Raw genomic sequence first — 23688 nt, forward strand, 5'->3', positions numbered from 1 at the left:
CTGCCTCAGTGTGCTTGTAACCTGTAAAAGAGAATTGCGTAACAAATTTGCAAAATTTATTGGCGCCTGTATCTGGCTTCTGATAATTTTCAAATCGCCTTCAAAAATGGAATTTTGTTAAGCGGAATGCTCTGAGTGAGAACGAATCTTGCTAGAGACAGAAAGATTGAAGCCATTTTATTTGTTTTTGGAGAGTGTCGTGTCGCCATGCGGAACACAAAATTATCATCAGGCGCTTTTTGCCAAAAGAAAGCCGGACATTCGGCGGGCAGGATTACACGGCCTTTTGTTGAACCTGCCGCTTCAGCGAAACAAATCTTCAGATCTTCTTCTCATTAATTGAATTCTCACGCTTAACAGTGAAGGACCTTCTATCGCTGTCAGTCAGGCGAATAAGAAAATAATATTGTTAAGGTTAGGAATAACAGTATGTGATTACCCGGTGTGACGCAGAACCTTTTTTTGTTGTACACGGGGTAAATCAAATGGGGTGGGATCAACCTTAAGGATCCCGGAAACCAAACGGCGAACAACAGCCTGACGTTTCCAGCGTTATCGAGTAATACATGCAGTAATAGGGGACAGCCATCTGCGGATGGCCACTACATGGGGACCTTTCTTAAGCAATTCGTTCCTGCTTTTGAAATCCGTTGGCCCAGCAAGGGTTTATCTTGCACCCGAGCGTGCAAGTTCATAATAAAAACTGGAGTTGAATAAAAATGACCAACATCACAAAAAAAAATCTGCTGGCTGCCTGCATTATGGCTGCGGTCGGCGCGGTGTCAGTAAATAATGCATTTGCAGCTAATGTACCTGCAGGTGTAACCCTGGCAGCCAAACAAGAACTGGTTCGTAACAATGGCTCAGAAGTGCAGTCTCTCGACCCGCATAAAGTCGAAGGCGTACCAGAATCGAACGTTATCCGTGACTTGCTTGAGGGTTTGGTGAATACCGACAGCAAAGACGGCAGCGTTATTCCTGGTGTAGCAACCAGCTGGGAAAATAAAGATTTTAAAGTCTGGACCTTCCACCTGCGTCCGGAAGCAAAATGGTCAAATGGCGATCCTGTAACAGCTGAAGATTTCGTGTACAGCTGGCAGCGTCTGGCTGACCCTAAAACCGCCTCTCCTTACGAAAGCTATCTGCAATATGGTCATATCGAAAACATCGATGACATCATCACCGGTAAGAAAAGCCCGGATACTCTGGGTGTAAAAGCGCTCGATGATCATACCCTGCAAGTGACGCTGACCGAACCGGTTCCGTATTTCGTTAAAATGCTGTCTCACACCGCAATGAAGCCGGTAAACAAAAAAACAGTTGAGAAATTTGGCGACAAATGGACCCAACCTGAAAACTATGTGAGCAACGGCGCGTATAAACTGAAAACCTGGACCGTTAACGAACGTATTGTGCTTGAGCGCAGCCCGACCTATTGGGATAACGCCAGGACAGTGATCAATCAGGTGACTTACCTGCCTATTTCTTCTGAAGTTACTGATGTTAACCGCTACCGCAGCGGCGAAATCGACATGACTTATAACAACATGCCGATTGAACTGTTCCAGAAATTGAAAAAAGAAATTCCTACCGAAGTCCACGTTGACCCGTATCTGTGTACTTATTACTACGAAATCAATAATCAGAAAGCACCATTTACTGATTCACGCGTCCGTGAAGCCCTGAAACTGGGTCTGGATCGCGACATCATCGTGAATAAAGTGAAGGCGCAGGGCGATCTGCCGGCTTATGGCTATACCCCTCCTTACACTGATGGTGCAAAACTGACGCCTCCGGCCTGGTTCAAAGAGACTCAGGTGCAGCGTAACGAGCAGGCTAAAAAATTGCTGGCTGAAGCAGGTTATACCCCGGCTAAGCCGCTGACCTTTGAATTGCTGTATAACACCTCTGATCTGCACAAAAAACTGGCTATCGCCGCTGCCGCTATCTGGAAGAAAAATCTGGGTGTTGACGTGAAACTCGTTAACCAGGAATGGAAAACCTTCCTGGACAGCCGTCATCAGGGCAACTTTGATATCGCACGTGCCGGCTGGTGTTCTGATTACAACGAACCTTCTTCCTTCCTGAATACCATGTTGTCTGACAGCAGCAACAATACCGCTCACTATAAGAGCCCTGCCTTTGATAAAGACATCGCGGACACTCTGACCGTGAAAACTGACGAAGAACGTGCAGCGCTGTATCAGAAAGCGGAAACCCAGCTGGATAAAGACTCTGCCATTGTTCCTGTTTATTACTACGTGAACGCGCGTCTGGTGAAACCATACGTTGGCGGTTACACCGGTAAAGATCCGCAGGATAACGTCTACGTTAAAGACTTATACATCATCAAACACTAATTAATCAGTGTCAGGGCAAGGCAACCCCGAGCTGCCTTGCGCCTTATTTATTGATGAAGGTAATGTTTTTAGTGCCGGTTTTCGGTGCTGAAACAAAGAGCCACCACGGCGGCCATCACCCGATAGCCGCCGTGAGCAAGCCAAAACTATCAAGCTGTAGTGACAGGCTTAGAAACAGGTACGGGCAATGTTAAAGTTTATTTTACGCCGCTGTCTGGAAGCGATTCCGACGCTATTCATTCTGATCACCATTTCATTTTTTATGATGCGTCTCGCACCCGGCAGCCCTTTTACGGGTGAGCGTAATCTTCCGCCAGAAGTGATGGCGAACATTGAGGCGAAATATCACCTCAATGACCCAATGTATAAGCAATATTTCCATTATTTAGAACAACTGGCGAAAGGCGATTTTGGCCCGTCGTTCAAATATAAGGATTACACCGTTAATGATCTGGTTGCGGCCTCTTTCCCGGTTTCTGCGAAACTCGGTCTGGCGGCATTTATCATGGCGATTGTGTTTGGAGTGAGTGCGGGCGTTATCGCAGCACTGAACCAGAACACCAAATGGGATTACACGGTAATGGGTGTGGCGATGACCGGGGTAGTTATACCCAGTTTCGTGGTTGCGCCGTTACTGGTACTGATATTTGCCATCACGCTTAAATGGTTGCCTGGCGGCGGCTGGAATGGTGGTGGTGCCAAATATATGATCTTGCCGATGGTGGCGTTGTCACTGGCTTATATTGCCAGTATTGCGCGTATTACCCGTGGCTCAATGATCGAAATCCTGCATTCCAACTTCATCCGTACCGCACGTGCGAAAGGGTTGCCACTGCGTCGCATCATTTTGCGCCATGCGCTGAAACCCGCGCTGCTGCCGGTATTGTCATACATGGGACCGGCCTTCGTTGGGATCATAACCGGTTCGATGGTCATCGAGAGCATTTTCGGATTGCCAGGCATTGGCCAGCTGTTTGTTAACGGGGCATTAAACCGTGACTATTCACTGGTCCTGAGCCTGACCATTTTAGTGGGCGCACTGACCATTCTGTTCAATGCGATCGTCGACGTGCTTTACGCCGTCATCGACCCGAAAATCCGTTATTAATGCCGGAGTACGTCAATGATGTTAAGTAAGAAAAATAGCGACGTCGTGGAAAACTTCAGCGAAAAACTTGAAGTTGAAGGCCGCAGTCTGTGGCAGGATGCACGACGCCGTTTTATGCACAACCGTGCGGCGGTCACCAGTCTGATCGTGCTGGCATTTATTGCCTTATTCGTGGCATTTGCGCCGATGTTATCCCAGTTTTCCTATGATGATACCGACTGGAATATGATGTCAGCCGCGCCTGACTTTGCTTCTCACCATTATTTCAGGACTGACTCTTCAGGCCGTGATTTGCTGGTGCGTGTGGCGATCGGCGGACGTATTTCCCTGATGGTCGGTGTGGCGGCAGCGTTAGTGGCCGTTATTCTCGGCACGCTTTACGGATCATTGTCCGGTTATCTGGGCGGTAAAATAGACTCCGCAATGATGCGTTTGCTGGAAATTCTCAACTCCTTCCCGTTTATGTTCTTCGTTATCCTGTTGGTGACCTTCTTCGGGCAAAACATCCTGCTGATATTCGTGGCAATCGGGATGGTGTCCTGGCTGGATATGGCGCGTATCGTGCGTGGACAAACACTCAGTCTCAAGCGTAAAGAGTTCATCGAGGCGGCGCTGGTGAGTGGTGTGAGCACGCGCAATATCGTCCTGCGCCACATTGTTCCCAATGTGCTGGGCGTTGTCGTGGTCTATGCATCGCTGCTGGTGCCGAGCATGATTTTGTTTGAATCCTTCCTGAGCTTCCTGGGACTGGGTACGCAGGAGCCACTGAGCAGTTGGGGCGCGTTGTTAAGTGATGGCGCCAACTCGATGGAAGTTTCACCGTGGTTACTGCTGTTCCCGGCAGGCTTCCTGGTGGTAACTCTGTTTTGTTTCAATTTTATCGGCGATGGCTTGCGTGATGCCCTCGACCCGAAAGATCGTTAAGGAGTGCCACCATGAGCACCATTGAACATTCCACTTTTGCGGCACCCGCTGCGGTTGACGGTAAAGTCCCGCCAATCTTGCTTGACGTTCAGGATCTGCGCGTCACCTTCGAAACACCAGACGGTGATGTGACTGCGGTCAATGACCTGAATTTCGATCTGCGTGCCGGTGAGACGCTGGGCATTGTGGGTGAGTCCGGTTCAGGTAAATCACAGACCGCTTTTGCCCTGATGGGGTTGCTGGCCAGTAATGGCCGCATCGGCGGTTCGGCGAAATTTAACGGACGCGAAATCCTCAATCTGCCGCAACAACAGCTTAATAAGTTGCGCGCAGAACAGATTTCAATGATTTTTCAGGATCCGATGACCTCTCTCAACCCGTACATGCGTGTGGGCGAACAGTTGATGGAAGTCCTTATCCTGCATAAAAAAATGAGCAAGCGTGAAGCGTTTGAAGAATCCGTACGCATGCTGGACGCGGTGAAAATGCCCGAAGCCCGCAAACGTATGAAAATGTTCCCGCATGAATTCTCCGGTGGCATGCGCCAGCGTGTGATGATCGCAATGGCGTTGCTGTGCCGCCCTAAATTGCTGATTGCCGATGAGCCAACCACAGCGCTGGACGTGACCGTGCAGGCGCAAATCATGACATTACTGAATGAACTGAAATCTGAGTTCAACACAGCAATCATTATGATTACCCATGACCTTGGCGTGGTGGCCGGTATCTGCGACAAAGTACTGGTGATGTATGCCGGGCGCACCATGGAATATGGCCGTGCACGGGATGTGTTTTATGAACCTTGTCATCCTTATTCCATCGGTCTGCTCAATGCGGTTCCCCGCCTTGATGCTGAAGGTGGCGCGATGCTGACTATTCCGGGCAATCCGCCAAACTTGCTGCGTCTGCCTAAAGGCTGTCCGTTCCAGCCCCGCTGTCCGCATGCGATGGATATCTGCTCTTCGGCACCGCCGCTTGAGCGTTTCGGCGATGGCCGTTTGCGTGCATGCTATAAGCCGCTGGAGGAACTGGTATGACAGACAACACAATCATGAACAGTGCGGCAATAAATACCCATGCGCCTGAGAAAAAAGTTCTGCTCGAAGTGGCAGATCTTAAAGTCCATTTCGACATCAAAGACGGTAAACAGTGGTTCTGGCAGCCTTCGAAGACCCTGAAAGCCGTTGACGGTGTGACCCTGCGCCTTTATGAAGGGGAAACGCTGGGCGTGGTGGGGGAGTCAGGTTGCGGTAAATCGACCTTTGCCCGTGCACTGATTGGTCTGGTGAAAGCCACTGACGGCCGTGTTGCCTGGCTGGGTAAAGATCTGCTGAATATGTCGGACAGCGAGTGGCGTCATACGCGCAGCGATATCCAGATGATTTTCCAGGATCCGCTGGCTTCCCTGAACCCGCGGATGACCATCGGCGAAATCATCGCTGAACCCCTGAAAACGTATAATCCGAAAATGCCTCGCCTTGAAGTGAAGGAAAAAGTGAAGGCAATGATGTTAAAGGTCGGGCTGTTGCCTAACCTGATTAACCGTTATCCCCATGAATTCTCCGGGGGGCAATGTCAGCGTATTGGCATTGCGCGTGCACTGATTCTTGAGCCGAAACTGATTATCTGTGATGAACCTGTCTCGGCACTGGATGTGTCTATTCAGGCGCAGGTGGTTAACCTGCTTCAGCAGTTGCAGCGTGAAATGGGGTTGTCACTGATTTTCATCGCACATGATCTGGCCGTGGTGAAGCACATCTCTGACCGTGTTCTGGTGATGTACCTCGGGCACGCCGTTGAACTGGGCACTTATGATGAGGTCTATAACAATCCTCAGCACCCGTATACCCGTGCACTGATGTCTGCAGTGCCGGTGCCGGACCCGGACAAAGAGCGCAACAAAGTGATTCAGTTGCTTGAAGGGGAATTACCTTCACCCATCAATCCACCCTCAGGCTGTGTGTTCCGCACCCGCTGTCCGATTGCCGGACCTGAATGTGCAATCACCCGTCCGTTGCTGGAAGGCAGCTTCCGCCATGCGGTATCCTGCCTGAAAGTGGATCCGCTCTGATGATTTGATCTGAACGGAAAGCATAAAAAAACCTGCCACTGGCAGGTTTTTTTTCATCTTCGTATTCTTCTGCTAAGTCATTCAGATTGGGTCAAGGCGGCAACTGAATGACAAATCGGTCAGGAAACGATTTTAACAGCGCTAGCGCTGGCCCGCAGGGTGAGCCTCAGGGGGAAATGAAAGCAGCCACACAGAACCAGTCTGAAGGTCGACGGAGAAGATTACTCTTTCCACAAAATGTGGCAAAGTTTATGGTCTTTCTCGCGACACAGCAGAACACGGGCAAAGATATCATTGATAGGCTGGTCTTCCGCATCAGCCAGACCAATCACTACTTCAGCAAAGAAGTCCGGATTTAAGTCAAAATCCACATGCTCAACCCAGTCTTCAGCCGGATCATATAATTCAGCGCCACCACGTTCTTCAAATTGCAGATTGAAGATCAAAATATCTGCAGGATCAAGGTTATCTCCGGCCAGTTCCAGAAAGATGTCGTAGGCTTGTTCAAGCGTTTCGTCTTCGGTCAGGCGATTATTCAGGTCCATATCATTCTCGTTTACAGATGAGTGTATTCAGGCTGGTTCAAGCCGGTACTGCGTATATTACATCATGCCCGCCGCGGCTTTTACAGCAGCGGACTGAAAAAGTAGAACAAACGTTCGACGATGCGATGCCAGAAAGGACGTTTAAGCCAGGCTTCCACATCCAGCAAATGTGAGCGGGCGATATAATCTTCCTGCACATGGCCTAAATCATCACCAAATCCGGCGTCATCAATGACCAGCGTTATCTCAAAATTGAGCCACAGGCTGCGCATATCCAGATTCACGGTACCGACCAGACTGAGCTGACCATCGACCAGGATACTTTTGGTATGCAGCAGACCGTCTTCGAACTGATAAATTTTGACACCGGCTTCCAGCAATTCGCCAAAAAAAGCCTTACTTGCCCAGTCCACCATCATTGAGTCGTTCTTCATCGGCAGAATGATACTGACATCCACCCCGCGCTGCGCTGCGGTACAAATTGCGTGCAGCAAATCATCACTTGGCACGAGATACGGCGTCGTCATAACCAGCTGTTCGCGTGCAGAATAGGTGGCGGTCAGCAGCGCCTGGTGGATCATATCTTCCGGGAAGCCCGGACCGGAAGCGATCACCTGAATAGTATGGCCGCTCTCCTGCTCGAACGGCATCTGGTTGAGATCCGGTTCCGGCGGCAGAATACGTTTACCGGTTTCAATCTCCCAGTCGCACGAATATACAATGCCCATCGTGGTCGCGACAGGGCCTTCCATACGGGCCATCAAATCAACCCACTGGCCAACGCCAGCATCTTGTTTAAAGTAACGCGGGTCAACCATATTCATGCTGCCGGTATAGGCGACATAGTTGTCGATAAGTACCACTTTACGGTGCTGGCGCAGATCCATACGACGCAGGAACACACGGAAAAGATTCACCTGTAACGCTTCAACGACTTCGATACCGGCGTTGCGCATCATTGCCGGATAGGGGCTGCGGAAAAAGGCAACGCTGCCCGCAGAATCCAGCATCAGACGGCAATGAATACCACGGCGTGAAGCCGCCATCAGAGATTCCGCGACCTGATCAACCAGACCGCCCGGCTGCCAGATATAGAACACCATTTCGATGTTGCTGCGCGCCAGCCCGATATCTCGCATCATTGCGTGAAGCACGTCATCGCTGGTGGTCAGCAATTGCAACTGATTGCCTTTTACGCCGGCAATACCCTGACGGCGCTCGCAGAGCTGGAAAAGTGAGGCGGCAATTTCACTGTTCTCAGTGGCAAAAATACGCTTACAGTCTTTGAGATCATTGAGCCAGCGGGCAGTGGAAGGCCACATGGCTTTTGCCCGTTCAGCACGGCGTTTGCCTAAGTGCAATTCCCCAAATGAGAGATAGGCAATAATACCGACCAGCGGAATGATGTAGATGATCAACAGCCATGCCATGGCTGACGGAACTGCGCGGCGCTTCATCAGAATGCGTAAGGTGACGCCGGCAATCAGTAACCAGTAACCGAAAACCAGAAGGCCACTGATTACCGTATAAAATGTTGTCATAAAGGCGAAAAGTCCTGTTCGCAAGCCATCGGCATGAGTGTACGTGAAAGGAGAAACCTTTTAACTAACTTTATCCTGCTAATCAATCAGCTACCTCTGTAATATGTTTCCGGTTAATAAAAGGGTCATCGTCCTGATATCAATGTTAGCTGATAACGTGGAAGCAGGAGGAAAACAAGACTTGGATCACAACGTCATCGGCCTATAATGTTCCGCAGTTTTTCCGCTTAAGACACTTTCTGTAAAAGAAGCGCTTTCGTTAAAGAAGCAGCCACGGGCATTACGGGACACAAGTGAATGAAACGCAGTAAAAATGAAGTCGGCCGGTGGCGGATGTTGCGCCAGTCTCAACGCAGGAGAAGTCGCTGGCTGGAAGGGCAGTCAAGGCGCTATCGCCACATTTATCGTATCCGTCAAATCCATCATCAGCAGCACCAGCGTCTTGCGCTGTATGCCGTGAACTACGAATGGAATGCCTGATTAGCGGGATTTAGGCTGAAAAAGCGCACCACATTTTTTGCAGACCAGAGTGGAGTTTTTGCGCACCTTCGCGCTTATCTGTTCCGAAACATAACCGCATTCCGGGCAGGTGACCTTCGTGGTCGTGCTGGTTAGAAACTTCAGTCCGTCGAAGAATGACATAATGCTTACCTCATGGGCAGGGGTAAACATTCTAACACAGAAGCGATGAATGCAATGTGACGGCATGCGGGGAATCACGCCATGAGGTGTGATGTCATGGCGTGGGATGACAGAAATCAGTCGAAAAGCTCTGAAAGGAAGCTCTTCTTTTTATAGGGCTTTTGAGACGAGTAATGCCCGCGGTTGTCGTAATTGCCTTGCGGCCGATGATCATCCCGACGGTCACGTTCTTCGTAGCGTGCCGTTGCAGGCCGTTCTGTGGGCTGTGACGCAGCAGATTTTTCGATGATTTTATCCAGCTCACCGCGATCCAGCCATACACCGCGACAGTCAGGACAATAATCGATTTCAATGCCCTGACGTTCGGACATCACTAACTGACTTTCTTTACATACCGGACATTGCATATCGGATTCTCCGCTCTGTTGTTAAAGGAAAAGGCCGCAGGTAACTGTTTGAGTAACCGGATATTTAGACAATCAACTGACGTAAGCAAAAGTAAAGTTGATTAAAGGGAGGGCAGGAAGGCGCGGAGAACCACGGGCAGCCCGGTAAACTGCCCGTAAAACATCAAAATACGCGTTTGAATGGTTTGACGGTCACGGCTTTATATACACCCGCTTTAACGTACGGGTCGGCATCCGCCCACACTTTGGCATCTTCCAGCGTCTCGAATTCGACAATCAGTACGGAACCGGTCATTCCGGCCGCACCTGGATCTTCGCTGTCTATGGACGGCGTCGGGCCCGCAATCAGCACGCGGCCTTGTTCATGTAATTTTTTCAGGCGTTCGATATGAGCAGGGCGTGCCGCAGCGCGTTTTTCCAGCGAGTCAGAAACATCTTCAGAATAAATAACGTAAAGCATGAGTCACCTTTAAAGGGGGGTTATTGAGCAATTTTAGGCAACAAGATGCTGCCTGACCATTTTGCAGAATTAACATAGCTAAACCTGAAGTCCGGGGAAAGCGCTTTGCGTAGGATCAAACCAGAGGTTATTTGAGAATAGTTGTCATCTCGGTGTTGAATATGATTGCTATTTACATTTAAACTTGCGGCTTCACGGGGAAAATGAATCATTATGCCGCTAAAAAAGTTTAGATTTATCCGCAAGGTGACAGTGCCGTTGGTCCTTGCCGTCAGTTTACATGTCGCAGTCATTGCCGGTGTGTTGTATATGACGGTGGGCAAGTCCATCAAATTGCCCAACCAGGATCAAAAGGTGATGAGCGTAACGATGGTCAATCCGGCCGACTTTGCACCGCCGCCGCCGCCACCACCACAACCTGAACCGACACCACCGGCGCCGGAACCGCAACCTGAAGTCGTGCCAGAACCACCACCGCCGCCTGAGGCTGTTGTCATTCCGCAACCCCCTAAGCCGAAGCCAAAACCGGTGAAGAAGCCGGTTGTTAAACCGAAGGTGAAGCCTGTTGAACGGCCGGTCGAAAAGCCGACGCAAACAGTAAAAACTGCGCCCGTCACCAGCAACCAGCCGTTCACGAAACCTGTTAGCCAGCCACCGGCATCTGCCAATGCGCAGAGCGATACCGGCCCGCGGCCATTGCAACGAGGCGAACCGGCTTATCCGGCGCGTGCACTGGCTTTACGTATCGAAGGGCGTGTCCGCGTGCAGTTTGATGTGGACAGTGATGGCCGCGTGCAGAACATACGTGTTCTTTCCGCTGAGCCGCGCAATATGTTTGAGCGCGAAGTGAAACAGGCGATGAGCAAATGGCGCTATGAACCGAAGGCTGCCAGTAATCTTGTTGTGAACCTGGTGTTCAGAATTAAAGGCGGTTCTGCTGTCGAATAAGCCGCAAGCTGGCATTACCTGTGATTTATATGCAAAAAAGGTCGCCCCGGGAGGCGACCTTTTTACTTAACGGTAGTGTAAAACCGTCTTAATCCTGAGAAACACCCTCGGAATCGACACTGAAATTGCTGCGACCATCAGGCAACTGGCGCGATTTTCCTTCGTCATCCACAGCGACGTAAGTAAATACCGCTTCAGTGGCTCTGTAACGCTGACCGATAGGCTCAGAAGAGACCTTCTTCACCCATACTTCCACATTGATGGTGATCGAGCTGTTACCGGTACGGATGCAGCGTGCATAACAGCACACCACATCACCGACAGCCACCGGTTTAAGAAACGTCATGCCGTCAACGCGTACGGTCACTACGCGACCCTTGGCAATTTCCTTCGCCTGAATCGCACCGCCCATATCCATCTGTGACATCAGCCATCCGCCAAAGATATCACCATTCGCATTGGTGTCTGCTGGCATAGCCAGCGTACGCAACACCATTTCACCATTGGGTAAGCTATGTTTTTCGTTCATAAAGTGGCTTCACACAAAGCCCGCCATATTTCAGGCCGCAGACGTGTTGGCTGCATTCAGTCACCCGAATCATGTGGGGCTTAATAATAAGTAAGGCCTTTCAAAGAAAGGCCCGTGCAGAAGAATGCTTATTTTTTTTCATCGTCCGGCATATGCCGGTAAATGTAAACACCGCTTAACAGCGTAAAGACCAATGTCAGCACGGTCAGGCCGAAGACCTTGAAGTTAACCCAGATATTTTGCGGTAACCAGAATGCCACGTAAATATTAGCCAGCCCGCACAGCAGGAAAAAGATGGCCCAGCTGACGTTCAGTTTATTCCATACGTGATCCGGCAAAGTCAGTTCTTTGCCCAACATGCGCTGGATTAAAGGCTTTTTCAGCACCAGCTGGCTAATCAGTAGTGCGCCGGAGAACAGAACATAGATAACTGTCACTTTCCATTTGATAAATTCATCATTATGGAAAACCAGTGTCAGGGTGCCGAAAACAGCGACCATCGCGAAGGTGATTAACGTCATCTTCTCGATTTTGCGATACAGAATCCAGGTAATGACTAACGCTAACGCAGTGGCAGCAATTAATGCGCCAGAAGCGACAAAAATGTCGTAAAGCTTATAAACCACAAAAAAAACAATCAGGGGAAGAAAATCGAGGAGCTGCTTCATACTTCATTCCATGTTTTACGTATGGTATGACTATACCGGAATCATTTCGCGGACAAAAGAAAAGGGCGCCGGAGCGCCCCTGAAAAAGTGATGTCTCTGTTAAGCATGTAATTTCATGTAAAGACGGAACAGATAAATCAGCATGAAGGCACTGATCATATTACTCAGTGCGCCGAGTATCACTGCCCCAATCATCGGATTCAACGCGCTCAGCACGCCAACAAACAACATCAGTACGACCTGGGCAACAATCCACAGCATCACGGCCGGGGCAACCAGGCGTACATGGCTGAAGGCCAGACGGGTGCTCAGACGCATCGCTTTGAACACGCCCGCATTCTCTTTACAGGAAATAACCGGTGCCATTGACCATGCAATCGCAATCAGGAAGGCCGGAACAAACAGCAGCGCCAGGCCGATACGGAACATGATGCTGTAAATAAACAACAAAATGGCCAGACGTGGCAAGACAGGCAGCGACGCGGTCATAATTTGCGTGATACTGGCGCGAATGCCCTGGGAAACCAGCTGGATCAACGTCAGGACACCGCCAACCAGAATAACGTTTCCGGCAAGCGTTGACAGCAAAGCGGCCAGGCTGTAACGGAAAATCGCGCTTTGCTGCTCCGGAGTTACCTGCTGTTCAATGTATCCCATCATATCGCCGACGTTCATGCCGGTGATGTTGCTCATCAGTTGCCCGATAGCCTCGATCTGTTCAGCTGAGGGACTTAACACCCAGCTTAATATGACGGTGATTAGTGCGGCCAGAACCGAAAGCGCCAAAACGCTACTCATCTGATTACGCAAAAAATTATAACTGTCACGGTACAATGTACTGGCCGTGATAGACATGGACGCTCCTTGGCAAAAAGCAAAAATCAATAAGGCGGGGATTGTACCCTTTAAATGCCTCCCGCCGATAGTTTTGCGCTGTTTTCCTATCAGACCTGTCGATGAATCTCTGCCGGAACGCAACTGAGGTGGGTGAGATCAATGGTCGGCAAATCGACATTCAGAGGAGGCAAACCATATTGAGCCCGGGCACGATCGCAGGCGGCATTGGTGACACCATTTAACCCTGACTGATCGAATTCGCGACACGGTGTGGGCCGGTTGGGGTAAACAGAACAGGAAACCGCGTGTCCCACTTCTCCCTCCAGGGCAACACAGCGTGGCGTTTTACTGTTTGTGCCTTGCATGCAGCTCAGGAAAGGAGTGACCTGTTCTGTCAATGCCTGCGGAACACATCCGCCAGCCTCTTCAGACTCAGCCCAGTAAAATGAAACGCGAAAATAAGCGCAGCATGCGCCACAGGTCATACAAGGATTGTTAATTTCGCCCATCTTGGAAGCTACCGACTCCTTACGGCACCCAACCAAAACCAACAGTGAGTAAGCAAATTACTCAGCGCTATTTTTTTTAGCAACTGAAATATCACGTGTTAACAAAACATCAAAATCTCCTCATTTTTGATTCAGATCAATTCCTTTGTTTTTATAGATTTAGATCGCTTTGCGGAAGATGCATTTTCTTACTTTTTGTTTTAAAGATGTGATCCCGCATTGATCAAACCATACCAAAGAGTAGGTATCATGCGCGCCGTTGATAAATAATCCACATAAAGGGAAGGGACAATGAAAGCAGCATATTGGGCATTAGTCGCAGCAGCGGCATTTCCGGCAGTCTCAAACGCACATCAGGCAGGGGATGTGATTTTTCGCGTAGGGACAGCCACGGTTCGTCCGACCGAAGGTTCGGACAATGTACTGGGCCTGGGTTCTTTTAATATCAATAACAACACGCAGATGGGGTTAACCCTTGGCTACATGTTTACGGACAATATCGGCATGGAGTTGCTGGCAGCGACACCGTTCCAACACAAAGTCGGTCTGCAAAGTACCGGAACGATTGCAGAAGTGAAACAGTTACCCCCGTCTCTGATGGCACAGTATTACTTTGGTGACCGGCAGGATAAATTGCGTCCGTACCTCGGTGTGGGTATCAACTACACCACCTTTTATGACACGGATTTCAACCAGACGGGTCGTGATGCCGGGCTTTCAGATTTAAGTGTCAAAGATTCCTGGGGGGTGGCCACACAAGCCGGTCTCGATTACAACCTGGACGATAACTGGTTGATTAACATGTCTGTCTGGTGGATGGATATTGATACGGAAGTTAAATTCAAAGCCGGTGGCGAGCAGCAAAACATCAACACCCGGATCGACCCATGGGTCTTTATGTTTGGCGTCGGCTATCGTTTCTGATCTTTAAAAAGACGGCACAAAAAAGAGGCGCTTCGGCGCCTCTTCGATTTTCTGTTTAGAGACTTACTGACTATTTCAGCCGCATGTCATTCTCAATAGAACGCACACCGGCCACGCCGCGAGTGACTTCAACTGCACGGTTTGCATCCGCTGTTGATGTCACAAAACCACTCAACTGCACACGGCCTTTAAAGGTCTCTACGCTGATCTCAGTGGATTTAATGCTCTTATCTGCCAGCAGTGCAGATTTAACTTTGGTTGTCACGACGGTGTCATCGATATAACCCCCTGTTCCTTCTGATTTTTTAGTCGGCGCACAAGCGGCAACAGCCATGACCACAACCGCTGCCATGCAGAACGCGGACAATGTTTTGAATAGCTTCATAAATAACTCTCCATGATTTGTTATAAAACCAAAAGAAACAAACTCTTACGGAATCAGCGATATTCACATCGTGCAAAATATCATTGATGTACAGAGTAATTTTAGTGTGGATTATTAAAAGGAGTAATACAAATTAAGCGGGGTTAAAAATAGTAAGAAATTAAAAGAAACAGAACCTTAGTCACTCTGTGGCTGAGGTTCTGTCAGAGAATATTTACTGAGGACGTGTGGCCGCTTTCATTTCACTGACGAAACGGGAAAGCTGGGCCAACATTTCGGAAGGCTGATGCAGATTGTTTTCGATAATGCGCACGGTCGCTGAACCGGAAATAGCCCCGGCAGCTCCCGCAGCCAGCGTTTCTTTCACCTGCGCAGGTTCGGAGATACCGAAACCCTGTAAAGGCGGCGCTGCATGGTATTCACGAAGCTTATCCACTAAGTGATTCAACGGCGTCAGTGCACGTTTTTCCGTCCCCGTCACACCTGCGCGTGACAGCAAATAAGTATATCCGCGGCCATGGGACGAAATTTCACGCAGCAAATCATCAGAAGCATTTGGCGGGCAGATAAAGATAGGGGCGATGCCGTGGCGCAACGCGGCAGCACGGAATGGCGCAGACTCTTCAAATGGCACATCGGCAACCAACACCGAATCAACACCCACTTCAGCGCAACGCTGATAGAAGGTTTCAATGCCGTTGTGGAACACAAGATTGGCATACATGAGCAGCCCAATCGGGATATCCGGATGTTTTTCACGGATGCGTGCCAGCATATTGAAGCATTGTGTCGGCGCCACACCCGCAGCAAACGCGCGCAGGTTTGCATTCTGAATGGTCGGGCCATCAGCCAGAGGATCGGAGAACGGGACACCCAGTTCCAGTGCGTCGGCACCGGCTTCAATCAGCGTATCGATAATTGACAGTGACAGCTCAACGCCCGGATCGCCCAGCGTGACGAAAGGAACAAACGCCCCTTCTTTTTTGCTTTCCAGACGCTTGAATAATTGCTGATAACGTTCCATTAAATTTCTCCCCGGGCAGTCAGGATGTCGTGTACGGTGAAAATGTCTTTGTCGCCGCGTCCGGACAGGTTAACCACCAGAATCTGTTCTTTTTCTGGCGTTTCCTTGATCAGTTTCAGCGCGTAAGCCAGCGCATGAGAGGATTCCAGGGCCGGAATAATCCCTTCATGGCGGGACAATTCTTTAAACGCGTCCAGCGCCTCATCATCGGTGATTGAGACATATTCTGCACGGCCAATGCTGTTGAGGAAGGCGTGTTGCGGACCAACAGACGGAAAATCCAGACCGGCAGAAATAGAGTAAGACTCTTCAATCTGGCCTTCTGAAGTTTGCATCATTGGCGCTTTCATGCCGAAGTAAATGCCCACGTGGCCATGTTTCAGCGGGGCACCATGTTGGCCGGTTTCAATGCCCAGACCGCCGGGTTCGACGCCAATCAGCTTCACACTGGTATCGTCGATAAAATCGGCAAACATACCGATCGCATTAGACCCCCCGCCGACGCAGGCAATGACGGCATCCGGCAGACAGCCTTCGCGTTCCTGCATTTGTGACTTGGTTTCTTCGCCGATCATGCGCTGGAATTCACGTACGATGGTCGGATACGGATGGGGACCCGCTGCCGTCCCGAGCATGTAGTGCGATTTCTCATAGCTGCCGGACCAGTCACGCAGCGCCTCATTACAGGCATCTTTCAACGTGGAAGAACCGCTGTGCACCGGGATGACTTCAGCCCCCATCAGACGCATACGGAATACGTTTGGCGACTGACGCTCAATGTCTTTTGCGCCCATATAAATGCGGCATTTCAGGCCGAGCAGTGCACAGGCCAGTGCCGATGCCACGCCATGCTGACCTGCACCGGTTTCGGCGATGATTTCCGTTTTGCCCATGCGTTTGGCCAGCAATGCCTGACCCAACACCTGGTTAGTTTTATGTGCGCCGCCATGCAGCAAATCTTCACGCTTAAGATAAAGCTTGGTTTTGGTTCCTGCTGTCAGGTTCTTACACAGGGTCAGCGCCGTCGGACGGCCTGCGTAGTTTTTCAGTAAATCAATGAATTCAGCCTGAAACTCAGGGTCGCGCTGCGCACTGACAAAAGCTTCTTCCAGCTGAGCCAGCGCAGGCATCAGAATTTGCGGGACGTACTGGCCGCCAAATTCGCCGAAGTAGGGATTAAGTAAAGTCATGTTATTGCGTCCTGTCTGTCAATTTTTGCGTCATTGCGTGCGGCTTAATACGCCCGCAATGTCTGGAATACGGCGGTAATTTTTTCAGCATCTTTGATGCCAGGTTCGCTTTCAACACCGGAGTTGAAATCCAGCCCTGCGCAACCGAGCTGCGCGGCCTGGACGCAATTATCAGCGCTTAGTCCGCCAGCCAGCAGCACATTGCTCAAATCCTGCCCGGCCAGCGTGCTCCAGTCGAAACGATAACCGGTGCCACCTTTACCGTTGTCCAGCACGTAGCGGTCGACGTGATTCAGGTTGCGTGCCGGAACGGTGTCTTTGACACTCAGCGCCTTCCAGATCTGAACCGTTTGCGGCAATGCTGTGCGCAGTGCGTCGATATACGCCTGGCTTTCATCTCCATGAAGTTGCACGGCGGTCAGATTCAGGGTCTGCGCAGTTTCTGCCACCTTACTGACTGGCTCATCACGGAATACGCCGACATATTTAAGCGGCGCACCGTTCTGTACTTCTTTCGCCAGCGTTTGGGTTACGAAGCGCGGTGACGCTTGTACAAAAATCAATCCGCCATAAATAGCGCCAGCCTGGTGCGCGGCTTTGGCATCCTGAGGGCGGGTCAGGCCACAGACCTTGTTTTCACCCAGCAGCACGCGACGCACGGCGCTGCTCAGGTCTTGTTCTGACATCAGGGCGCTGCCGATCAGGAAGCCATTGGCGAAGCGGCTGAGTTCACGGATTTGTCCGTAGGTATTAATACCTGATTCACTGATGACCGTGACACCATGCGGTACGCGCGGTGCCAGCTCACGGGTGCGGTTAAGGTCGATGGATAAATCGCGCAGGTCACGGTTATTGATACCGACGACTTTGGCTTTCAGTTTAACGGCGCGATCCAGTTCTTCTTCATTACTGGCTTCCGTCAAAATACCCATGTTCAGGCTGTGTGCCACGGCCGCCAGCTGAACGTACTGAGCATCATCGAGCACGGAGAGCATCAGCAAAATGGCATCGGCCTGATAGAAACGGGCCAGATGGATCTGATACGGGTCGATAATAAAATCTTTGCACAGCACCGGCTGTGTGACTGTTTTACTCACCAGCGGCAGGAAATCAAAACTGCCCTGGAAGTATTTCTCGTCCGTTAAAACGGAGATGGCGGAAGCGTAGTCTTTATACACGCTGGCGATTTCTACCGGATCGAAATTCTCGCGGATCTTACCTTTCGACGGAGAAGCTTGTTTACATTCCAGAATGAAGGCCGTTCTTGCCCCTTGCAGGGCATGGTAGAAACTGCGCTGGCTCTGTGTTATTTCATTCTGAAAGCTGGCCAGTGGTTGCTGTTCTTTGCGTGCCGCGACCCAAATTTCTTTATCGCGAACAATTTTGTGGAGCACCGTTTCCTGCTGCATCACTTATCCTCTTGCTGCCAGTGCCACCACGCGCTGGTAGGGTTCACCGCTGCGCATGACGGCCAAAGCCTGTTGTGCGTTTTGCTTTAAATCTTCCTGACCGAACAGACGCAGTAACATCGCCACATTGACGGCTACCGCAGCTTCATGGGCCGGATCTCCTTTACCTTGTAATAAGCGTGCCAGAATGTCACGGTTTTCTTCCGGCTCACCGCCCAGCAGGGATTCAATCGGATAATTATCCAGACCGAAGTCCTGTGGTGTCAGTTCGTAAGTGGTTATCTGACCGTCTTTCAGCTCCGCAACCAGCGTTGCTGCGTGGATCGCCACTTCATCCATCCCACCACCGTGAACCACTGCCGCACGTTCATAACCCAGCGCCCGCAATGTTTCTGCAATCGGCAGCACCAGTTCAGGGCTGTATACGCCAATCAGTGCCAGCGGCGGACGCGCCGGGTTAATCAGCGGACCCAGCACGTTAAACAGGGTGCGGGTTTTGAGTGATTTACGTACCGGCATCGCATGACGGAAACCGGTGTGGTATTGCGGCGCAAACAGGAAACACACGCCCAGATCATCCAGCGCGGCCCGTGATTCTTGCGCAGGCATATCCAGACGGATGCCAAACGCGGCCAGTAAATCGGAAGAACCCGAACGGCTGGATACACTGCGGTTGCCGTGTTTGGCGACCCGGGCTCCGCAGGCCGCTGCGACAAATGCGCTGGCGGTGGAAATATTGATGCTGTTGGTGCCGTCGCCACCGGTGCCGACAATGTCCGCGAACGCATAATCAGGACGCGGGAACGGCTCGGCGTGCGACAGTAACGCTTTGGCGGCTCCGGCGATTTCAGCCGGTTGTTCGCCGCGCACTTTCATGCTGATTAATGCCCCGGCCAATTGCGCCGGTTCGAGTTCGCCCTTCACGATGGCGGTAAATAGCTGCTGGCTTTCTTCCTGCGTCATCGTCTGAGCGCGAAACAGGTTTTCGAGAATGCCGGGAATAGTTTGCGTTTGCATGACAGTTCTCCTTACGCCAAAGCCCAGGCCAGTGTCTGCTCAAGCAAACGGGCGCCCTGTGAAGTTAAAATAGATTCCGGGTGGAACTGGAATCCACAAACCCGATCTTCTTCGTGACGTACTGCCATCACCATATCGCCGTAACGGGCGTTGACGGTCAGCCCGTCGGGGATCTGGCTGCCCACCAGCGAGTGATAACGCGCGACCGGCAGCGGGTTGTGCATGCCGGCAAACATCGCTTCATTGTCATGCGTAATTGCCGAGGCTTTACCGTGCAGGATTTCCCCGGCCTGCCCGACGAAACCACCGTAGGTTTCCACAATCGCCTGATGGCCGAGACAGATACCGATAATCGGCAACTGACCGCGCAGACGTTTGAGCAACTCTGGCATGCAACCGGCTTCGGAAGGTGTACCCGGTCCCGGCGAAAGCACCAGCACCGGTTTTTCCAGCTGACTGAGTTTTTCGATAATGACGTCAGCCGGGATCTGATTGCGGTAAATCACCACGTTGTGGCCGCTTGAACGCAACTGATCGACAAGGTTGTAAGTAAAGGAATCGACGTTATCGATGAGTAAGATATCGGCCATCTTAAAATACCTCTTTCGCATTATGGGCGGTGGCGATGGCACGCAGCACAGCACGGGCTTTATTACGGGTTTCGTCGGCTTCGGCTTGCGGAACGGAATCAAGTACCACGCCGCCGCCAGCCTGTACGGTGGCGATGCCGTCTTCGACATAGGCCGAGCGGATTACGATGCAGGTGTCTAAATCACCGTGAGCGGTGAAATAACCGACTGCGCCGCCGTAACTGCCGCGACGGGTTTGCTCGGAGGCTGAAATCAACTGCATGGCGCGAACTTTCGGTGCGCCGGTCAGCGTGCCCATGTTCATTACTGCCTGATAGGCGTGCAGGACGTCCAGGTCATGACGCAGTGTGCCGACGACGCGGGACACCAGATGCATCACGAAAGAGTAACGGTCAACTTTGGTCAGGTCGGCAACATAACGGCTGCCCGGCTCACAGATACGCGCCAGATCATTACGTGCTAAATCCACCAGCATCAGATGCTCGGCCAGTTCTTTATGGTCAGTACGCATTTCCAGTTCAATACGGCTGTCGAGATCCAAATCCAGTGAACCGTCAGCACGACGGCCACGCGGACGTGTCCCGGCAATCGGATAAATTTCAATCTGACGGTTTGTCGCATCGTATTTCAGTGCGCTTTCCGGAGAGGCACCGAACAAGGTGAAATCGTTGTCCTGCATGAAGAACATGTACGGGCTTGGGTTGTTGTTTTTGAGTGTTTCATACGCTGCCAGTGGGGCAGGGCACGGCAGTGAGAAGCGACGGGAAGGGACGACCTGGAAAATCTCACCGGCGCGGATCGCCACTTTCATCTTCTCCACCACAGCACCAAACTCTTCATCACTCTGATTTACGCTCAGTTGCATCTCCGGCACGCTCTGGTGCGGAATGGCATGAGGGGGTAATTGTAACTGGTGTTGCAGTTGTTCAAGGCGAGTATGCAGACGCTGTTTCTCTTCCGGTGACGGCGTAAACAGGCTGGCCTGCAAGCGGCATGAACGGTTCTGGTGGTCCAGCACCAGCAGTGTTTCTGCCAGGTAGAAGCAAAAATCCGGGCACCGCTGGTCGGATTCTAATACCGGTAAATCTTCAAAACCGGCGACCAGATCGTAAGCAAACAGACCGCCGAGGAACATCGCTTCGCGCTCATCAGCGGGCGTTTCCACCGAGGTCAGGATACTGCGCAATGCATCAAACACGGAGCGTGAACGCAGACGGGCGTCTTCGTCCTGCATCTGGTCAATGGACGGGAAGCGCAGTTCGCGTCCGTTCGGACGCACATCGTTGCGAATTTCAGCCGGTAACGCGGCGTCAATCAGTGAGAGTAATGACGCGCCGTTTGGCGTCAGTGCCTGAATTAAAACCCGGGAACCGAGTGCAGTGATACGCAGTGCGCTGTCAACAATCAGCAGGCTCTGAAGATTTTCTTTGCTGGTCACTTCGGAGGACTCCAGTAGCAGGGTCGCCGGACGGGCACCACACAACTGGTGAAAAATGGCCGTCGGGTCGCCGCGGTAACATCCTTCTGCGGTCAGCAATTCTAAACGCGGTTTCTGAATAGTCATTTTGCTTCCTGAAATTTTTTCAACGTTTGTGTGAAACGGATTTCTAATAGGCGGCCACAAAAAAGCCCGCATTATGCGGGCTTCGGGAATCTTGCAGCGTCTGATGACAGCTATGCGTGATTACTCCGCCCGCCAAGGGGAAGTACGCCACCAGCTGAGAACCGCCATCATGTGAGTTTTCATCATCAGACACTCTTGTTTGTTTATAGAAGCTATCGTCTTTAAAACGTAAGCTTTCTGAATCGGTTTGTCACGCCGTTCATTGCTGAACTGCTCCGTGAACTTGCGTACTAGTAAACTAGTTCAACGGTATAAAGTCAACCCTCTTTTTCCATCATTCCCAACATCAGTGCGCCTGTAGGGTGCAAAAAGTGTTAAAGCACCGTAACAGTGCGTAATGGCCGGGTGAAATCATCCCTAACGTGTAAAGTCCTAACGCGTTATGATATGCACTGCATTCAGAAACAGGTTAAATCCGCACGTGACGATGACTTTGCCAACAAACACTTTGCCTTCAGCAGACGACCAGACAACCCGCTCCGCCTTTACTCTTTACGATCTCCACAGCCATACCACCGCCTCTGACGGCTATTTAACACCGCAAGCGCTGGTGGCGCGTGCTGTAGAAATGCGTGTCGGTGTACTGGCGATCACCGATCACGACAGCACGGAAGGGCTGGCGCGCGCGGCGCAGGCGATAGCTGATAATCATCTGCCGTTGCAACTGGTAAACGGTGTCGAGATTTCTACGCTGTGGGAAAATCATGAGATTCATATTGTCGGGCTGGGCATCGACCCGGCCCATCAGGCGATGGTGGATTTACTGAAAGCACAGGCGGAATTACGCCAGCAGCGCGCCCGGGAAATGGGGCGACGCCTGGCGAAAGCGCGCATCGAGGGGGCATGGGAGGGGGCATTACGTCTGGCCGATGGCGGCGCCGTCACCCGTGCACATTTTGCCCGCTATCTGGTGGAAACTGGCGTGGCTGACAATATTGCGCAGGTGTTCAAAAAATACCTCGCCAAGGGCAAGACCGGCTACGTTCCGCCACAGTGGTGTACAATAGAACAAGCGATTGATGCGATTCATCAGTCTGGCGGACAGGCGGTGGTCGCCCACCCGGGACGTTATGACCTGTCCACAAAATGGCTGAAACGCTTACTGGCGTTCTTTGCCGAACAAGGCGGCGATGCCATGGAAGTCGCACAATGTCAGCAGGCACCGAATGAGCGTGCTCAACTTGCGGCTTATGCCCGTGATTACCAGTTGCTCGCCTCGCAGGGGTCTGATTTCCATCAGCCTTGCTCGTGGATTGAACTGGGGCGAAAACTTTGGCTTCCTGCAGGCGCAGAGCCGGTCTGGCAACACTGGCCGTCCCCGGGAGAACAGCCTGAAATTGAACCGGTCTGAAGCACGACCGCAGAAGAAGAATTAAGAGGGAACAATGAGTCAATATTTTTATATCCATCCGGAAAACCCGCAGCCCCGCCTGATTAATCAGGCCGTAGAATTGCTGCGCAAAGGGCAGGTTATCGTCTATCCGACAGATTCCGGTTATGCGCTCGGTTGCCGTCTGGAAGAGAAAAACGCCATGGAGCGTATATGTCGTATCCGTCAGTTAGACAGTAACCATAACTTCACGCTGGTATGCCGGGATTTGTCTGAGCTATCGACTTACGCGCATGTTGATAACGCGGCTTTCCGGCTGATGAAAAACAACACGCCGGGTAATTACACTTTTATCCTGAAAGCCACCAAAGAAGTACCGCGCCGCCTGATGAGCGAAAAACGTAAGACGATTGGCCTGCGGGTGCCCTCCAATCCGATTGCGATTGCCTTACTGGAAGCGCTGGGCGAGCCGCTGATGTCTACCACACTGATGCTGCCGGGCAATGATTTTGCAGAATCTGATCCTGAAGATATCAGAGATCATTTGGGTAAAGTTGTGGATCTGGTGATCGATGGCGGTTCTATCGGCCAGCAGCCTACTACAGTGATTGATCTGACCGAAGCGGCGCCGGAAGTGGTGCGTGAA

Annotated in this window: 24 protein-coding genes, 1 pseudogene and 1 other annotated feature; of the genes and pseudogenes, 10 read left to right on the plus strand and 15 right to left on the minus strand. The window is 51.3% G+C overall.

Translation table 11 applies throughout. From position 1 onward, the window contains the following. The first annotated feature begins 719 nt into the window (after positions 1 to 719). The 5 genes from oppA to oppF all read left to right on the plus strand — a co-directional run bounded on the left by oppA (position 720) and on the right by oppF (position 6463). Entirely contained in the window at positions 720 to 2360 is a 1641-nt protein-coding gene (gene oppA, locus J1785_RS16750) for an oligopeptide ABC transporter substrate-binding protein OppA (protein WP_129951611.1), read from the plus strand. Positions 2361 to 2547: 187 nt separating this feature from the next. Next, a complete protein-coding gene (oppB, locus tag J1785_RS16755) occupies positions 2548 to 3468 on the plus strand; it encodes an oligopeptide ABC transporter permease OppB (RefSeq protein WP_013575945.1) in 921 nt (306 codons plus the stop codon). Between the two features lie 15 nt (positions 3469 to 3483). Next, positions 3484 to 4392 carry an oligopeptide ABC transporter permease OppC gene (gene oppC / locus J1785_RS16760; protein ID WP_217219947.1) on the plus strand — a complete coding sequence of 303 codons (909 nt, stop codon included), beginning with the start codon at positions 3484 to 3486 and terminating at the stop codon, positions 4390 to 4392. Positions 4393 to 4403: 11 nt separating this feature from the next. Then, positions 4404 to 5429, plus strand: coding sequence for an ABC transporter ATP-binding protein (oppD, locus tag J1785_RS16765; RefSeq protein WP_235172940.1), 1026 nt, complete (start codon positions 4404 to 4406; stop codon positions 5427 to 5429). Between the two features lie 14 nt (positions 5430 to 5443). Beyond that, a complete protein-coding gene (gene oppF, locus J1785_RS16770; protein WP_205951566.1) occupies positions 5444 to 6463 on the plus strand; it encodes a murein tripeptide/oligopeptide ABC transporter ATP binding protein OppF in 1020 nt (339 codons plus the stop codon). A gap of 221 nt (positions 6464 to 6684) precedes the next feature. On the opposite strand, the gene J1785_RS16775 is transcribed toward oppF, so the two are convergent. After that, complete coding sequence (locus J1785_RS16775; RefSeq protein WP_013575941.1) at positions 6685 to 7008, minus strand: HI1450 family dsDNA-mimic protein; 324 nt, start codon at positions 7006 to 7008, stop codon at positions 6685 to 6687. An 80-nt stretch (positions 7009 to 7088) separates the two neighbouring features. Further along, a complete protein-coding gene (gene cls, locus J1785_RS16780; protein WP_129951609.1) occupies positions 7089 to 8549 on the minus strand; it encodes a cardiolipin synthase in 1461 nt (486 codons plus the stop codon). 297 nt (positions 8550 to 8846) lie between these two features. Between cls and J1785_RS16785 the strand changes: the two genes are divergently transcribed. Beyond that, the gene (locus J1785_RS16785) at positions 8847 to 9029 is read left to right on the plus strand and encodes a YciY family protein (RefSeq protein WP_129951608.1); all 183 of its coding nucleotides are present in this window, start codon (positions 8847 to 8849) and stop codon (positions 9027 to 9029) included. Here J1785_RS16785 and J1785_RS16790 read toward each other — a convergent pair whose 3' ends face one another. The 3 genes from J1785_RS16790 to J1785_RS16800 all read right to left on the minus strand — a co-directional run bounded on the left by J1785_RS16790 (position 9030) and on the right by J1785_RS16800 (position 10058). Beyond that, positions 9030 to 9257: a YnfU family zinc-binding protein gene (locus J1785_RS16790; RefSeq protein WP_336369485.1), complete on the minus strand. Its 228-nt coding sequence runs from the start codon at positions 9255 to 9257 to the stop codon at positions 9030 to 9032. A 50-nt stretch (positions 9258 to 9307) separates the two neighbouring features. Next, positions 9308 to 9598 (minus strand): TFIIB-type zinc ribbon-containing protein, encoded by a 291-nt coding sequence (locus tag J1785_RS16795; RefSeq protein ID WP_129951607.1) that lies wholly within the window; start codon positions 9596 to 9598, stop codon positions 9308 to 9310. A gap of 163 nt (positions 9599 to 9761) precedes the next feature. Then, complete coding sequence (locus J1785_RS16800) at positions 9762 to 10058, minus strand: YciI family protein (RefSeq protein ID WP_129951606.1); 297 nt, start codon at positions 10056 to 10058, stop codon at positions 9762 to 9764. 213 nt (positions 10059 to 10271) lie between these two features. Between J1785_RS16800 and J1785_RS16805 the strand changes: the two genes are divergently transcribed. Then, positions 10272 to 11006: an energy transducer TonB gene (locus J1785_RS16805; protein ID WP_217219949.1), complete on the plus strand. Its 735-nt coding sequence runs from the start codon at positions 10272 to 10274 to the stop codon at positions 11004 to 11006. An 88-nt stretch (positions 11007 to 11094) separates the two neighbouring features. Here J1785_RS16805 and yciA read toward each other — a convergent pair whose 3' ends face one another. The 4 genes from yciA to J1785_RS16825 form a co-directional block, all read right to left on the minus strand. Beyond that, entirely contained in the window at positions 11095 to 11535 is a 441-nt protein-coding gene (gene yciA, locus J1785_RS16810; protein WP_095921650.1) for an acyl-CoA thioester hydrolase YciA, read from the minus strand. A 128-nt stretch (positions 11536 to 11663) separates the two neighbouring features. After that, entirely contained in the window at positions 11664 to 12203 is a 540-nt protein-coding gene (locus J1785_RS16815) for a septation protein A (RefSeq protein WP_015697091.1), read from the minus strand. Between the two features lie 99 nt (positions 12204 to 12302). Beyond that, positions 12303 to 13058 carry a YciC family protein gene (locus tag J1785_RS16820; protein WP_217219950.1) on the minus strand — a complete coding sequence of 252 codons (756 nt, stop codon included), beginning with the start codon at positions 13056 to 13058 and terminating at the stop codon, positions 12303 to 12305. An 89-nt stretch (positions 13059 to 13147) separates the two neighbouring features. Next, positions 13148 to 13549, minus strand: a complete 402-nt coding sequence (locus J1785_RS16825) for a YkgJ family cysteine cluster protein (protein ID WP_217219951.1) — start codon at positions 13547 to 13549, stop codon at positions 13148 to 13150. A gap of 291 nt (positions 13550 to 13840) precedes the next feature. Between J1785_RS16825 and ompW the strand changes: the two genes are divergently transcribed. Then, positions 13841 to 14473 (plus strand): outer membrane protein OmpW, encoded by a 633-nt coding sequence (ompW, locus tag J1785_RS16830; protein ID WP_217219952.1) that lies wholly within the window; start codon positions 13841 to 13843, stop codon positions 14471 to 14473. Between the two features lie 70 nt (positions 14474 to 14543). Here ompW and J1785_RS16835 read toward each other — a convergent pair whose 3' ends face one another. The 6 genes and pseudogenes from J1785_RS16835 to J1785_RS16865 form a co-directional block, all read right to left on the minus strand. Further along, positions 14544 to 14858, minus strand: coding sequence for a BON domain-containing protein (locus tag J1785_RS16835; protein ID WP_129990395.1), 315 nt, complete (start codon positions 14856 to 14858; stop codon positions 14544 to 14546). 214 nt (positions 14859 to 15072) lie between these two features. Further along, on the minus strand, positions 15073 to 15882 hold the full coding sequence (gene trpA, locus J1785_RS16840) for a tryptophan synthase subunit alpha (RefSeq protein WP_217219953.1): 810 nt from the start codon (positions 15880 to 15882) through the stop codon (positions 15073 to 15075). Then, complete coding sequence (gene trpB / locus J1785_RS16845; RefSeq protein WP_129951570.1) at positions 15882 to 17072, minus strand: tryptophan synthase subunit beta; 1191 nt, start codon at positions 17070 to 17072, stop codon at positions 15882 to 15884. The genes trpA and trpB overlap by 1 nt, the downstream gene beginning before the upstream one ends. A gap of 44 nt (positions 17073 to 17116) precedes the next feature. Then, complete coding sequence (trpCF, locus tag J1785_RS16850; protein WP_217219954.1) at positions 17117 to 18481, minus strand: bifunctional indole-3-glycerol-phosphate synthase TrpC/phosphoribosylanthranilate isomerase TrpF; 1365 nt, start codon at positions 18479 to 18481, stop codon at positions 17117 to 17119. A 3-nt stretch (positions 18482 to 18484) separates the two neighbouring features. Further along, positions 18485 to 20088 (minus strand): annotated as a pseudogene (gene trpD / locus J1785_RS26795) (bifunctional anthranilate synthase glutamate amidotransferase component TrpG/anthranilate phosphoribosyltransferase TrpD). 1 nt (position 20089) lies between these two features. Next, a complete protein-coding gene (locus J1785_RS16865) occupies positions 20090 to 21652 on the minus strand; it encodes an anthranilate synthase component 1 (protein WP_129951566.1) in 1563 nt (520 codons plus the stop codon). A 56-nt stretch (positions 21653 to 21708) separates the two neighbouring features. Continuing rightward, positions 21709 to 21811: a sequence feature (Trp leader region), on the minus strand. Positions 21812 to 22139: 328 nt separating this feature from the next. Here J1785_RS16865 and rnm point away from each other — a divergent pair. Further along, entirely contained in the window at positions 22140 to 23063 is a 924-nt protein-coding gene (gene rnm / locus J1785_RS16870) for an RNase RNM (RefSeq protein WP_129952123.1), read from the plus strand. Between the two features lie 34 nt (positions 23064 to 23097). After that, positions 23098 to 23688 (plus strand): L-threonylcarbamoyladenylate synthase (locus tag J1785_RS16875; RefSeq protein WP_217219955.1); only part of this gene is annotated, 591 nt, incomplete at its 3' end.

Source organism: Rahnella perminowiae (assembly GCF_019049755.1).
GTDB lineage: Bacteria > Pseudomonadota > Gammaproteobacteria > Enterobacterales > Enterobacteriaceae > Rahnella > Rahnella perminowiae.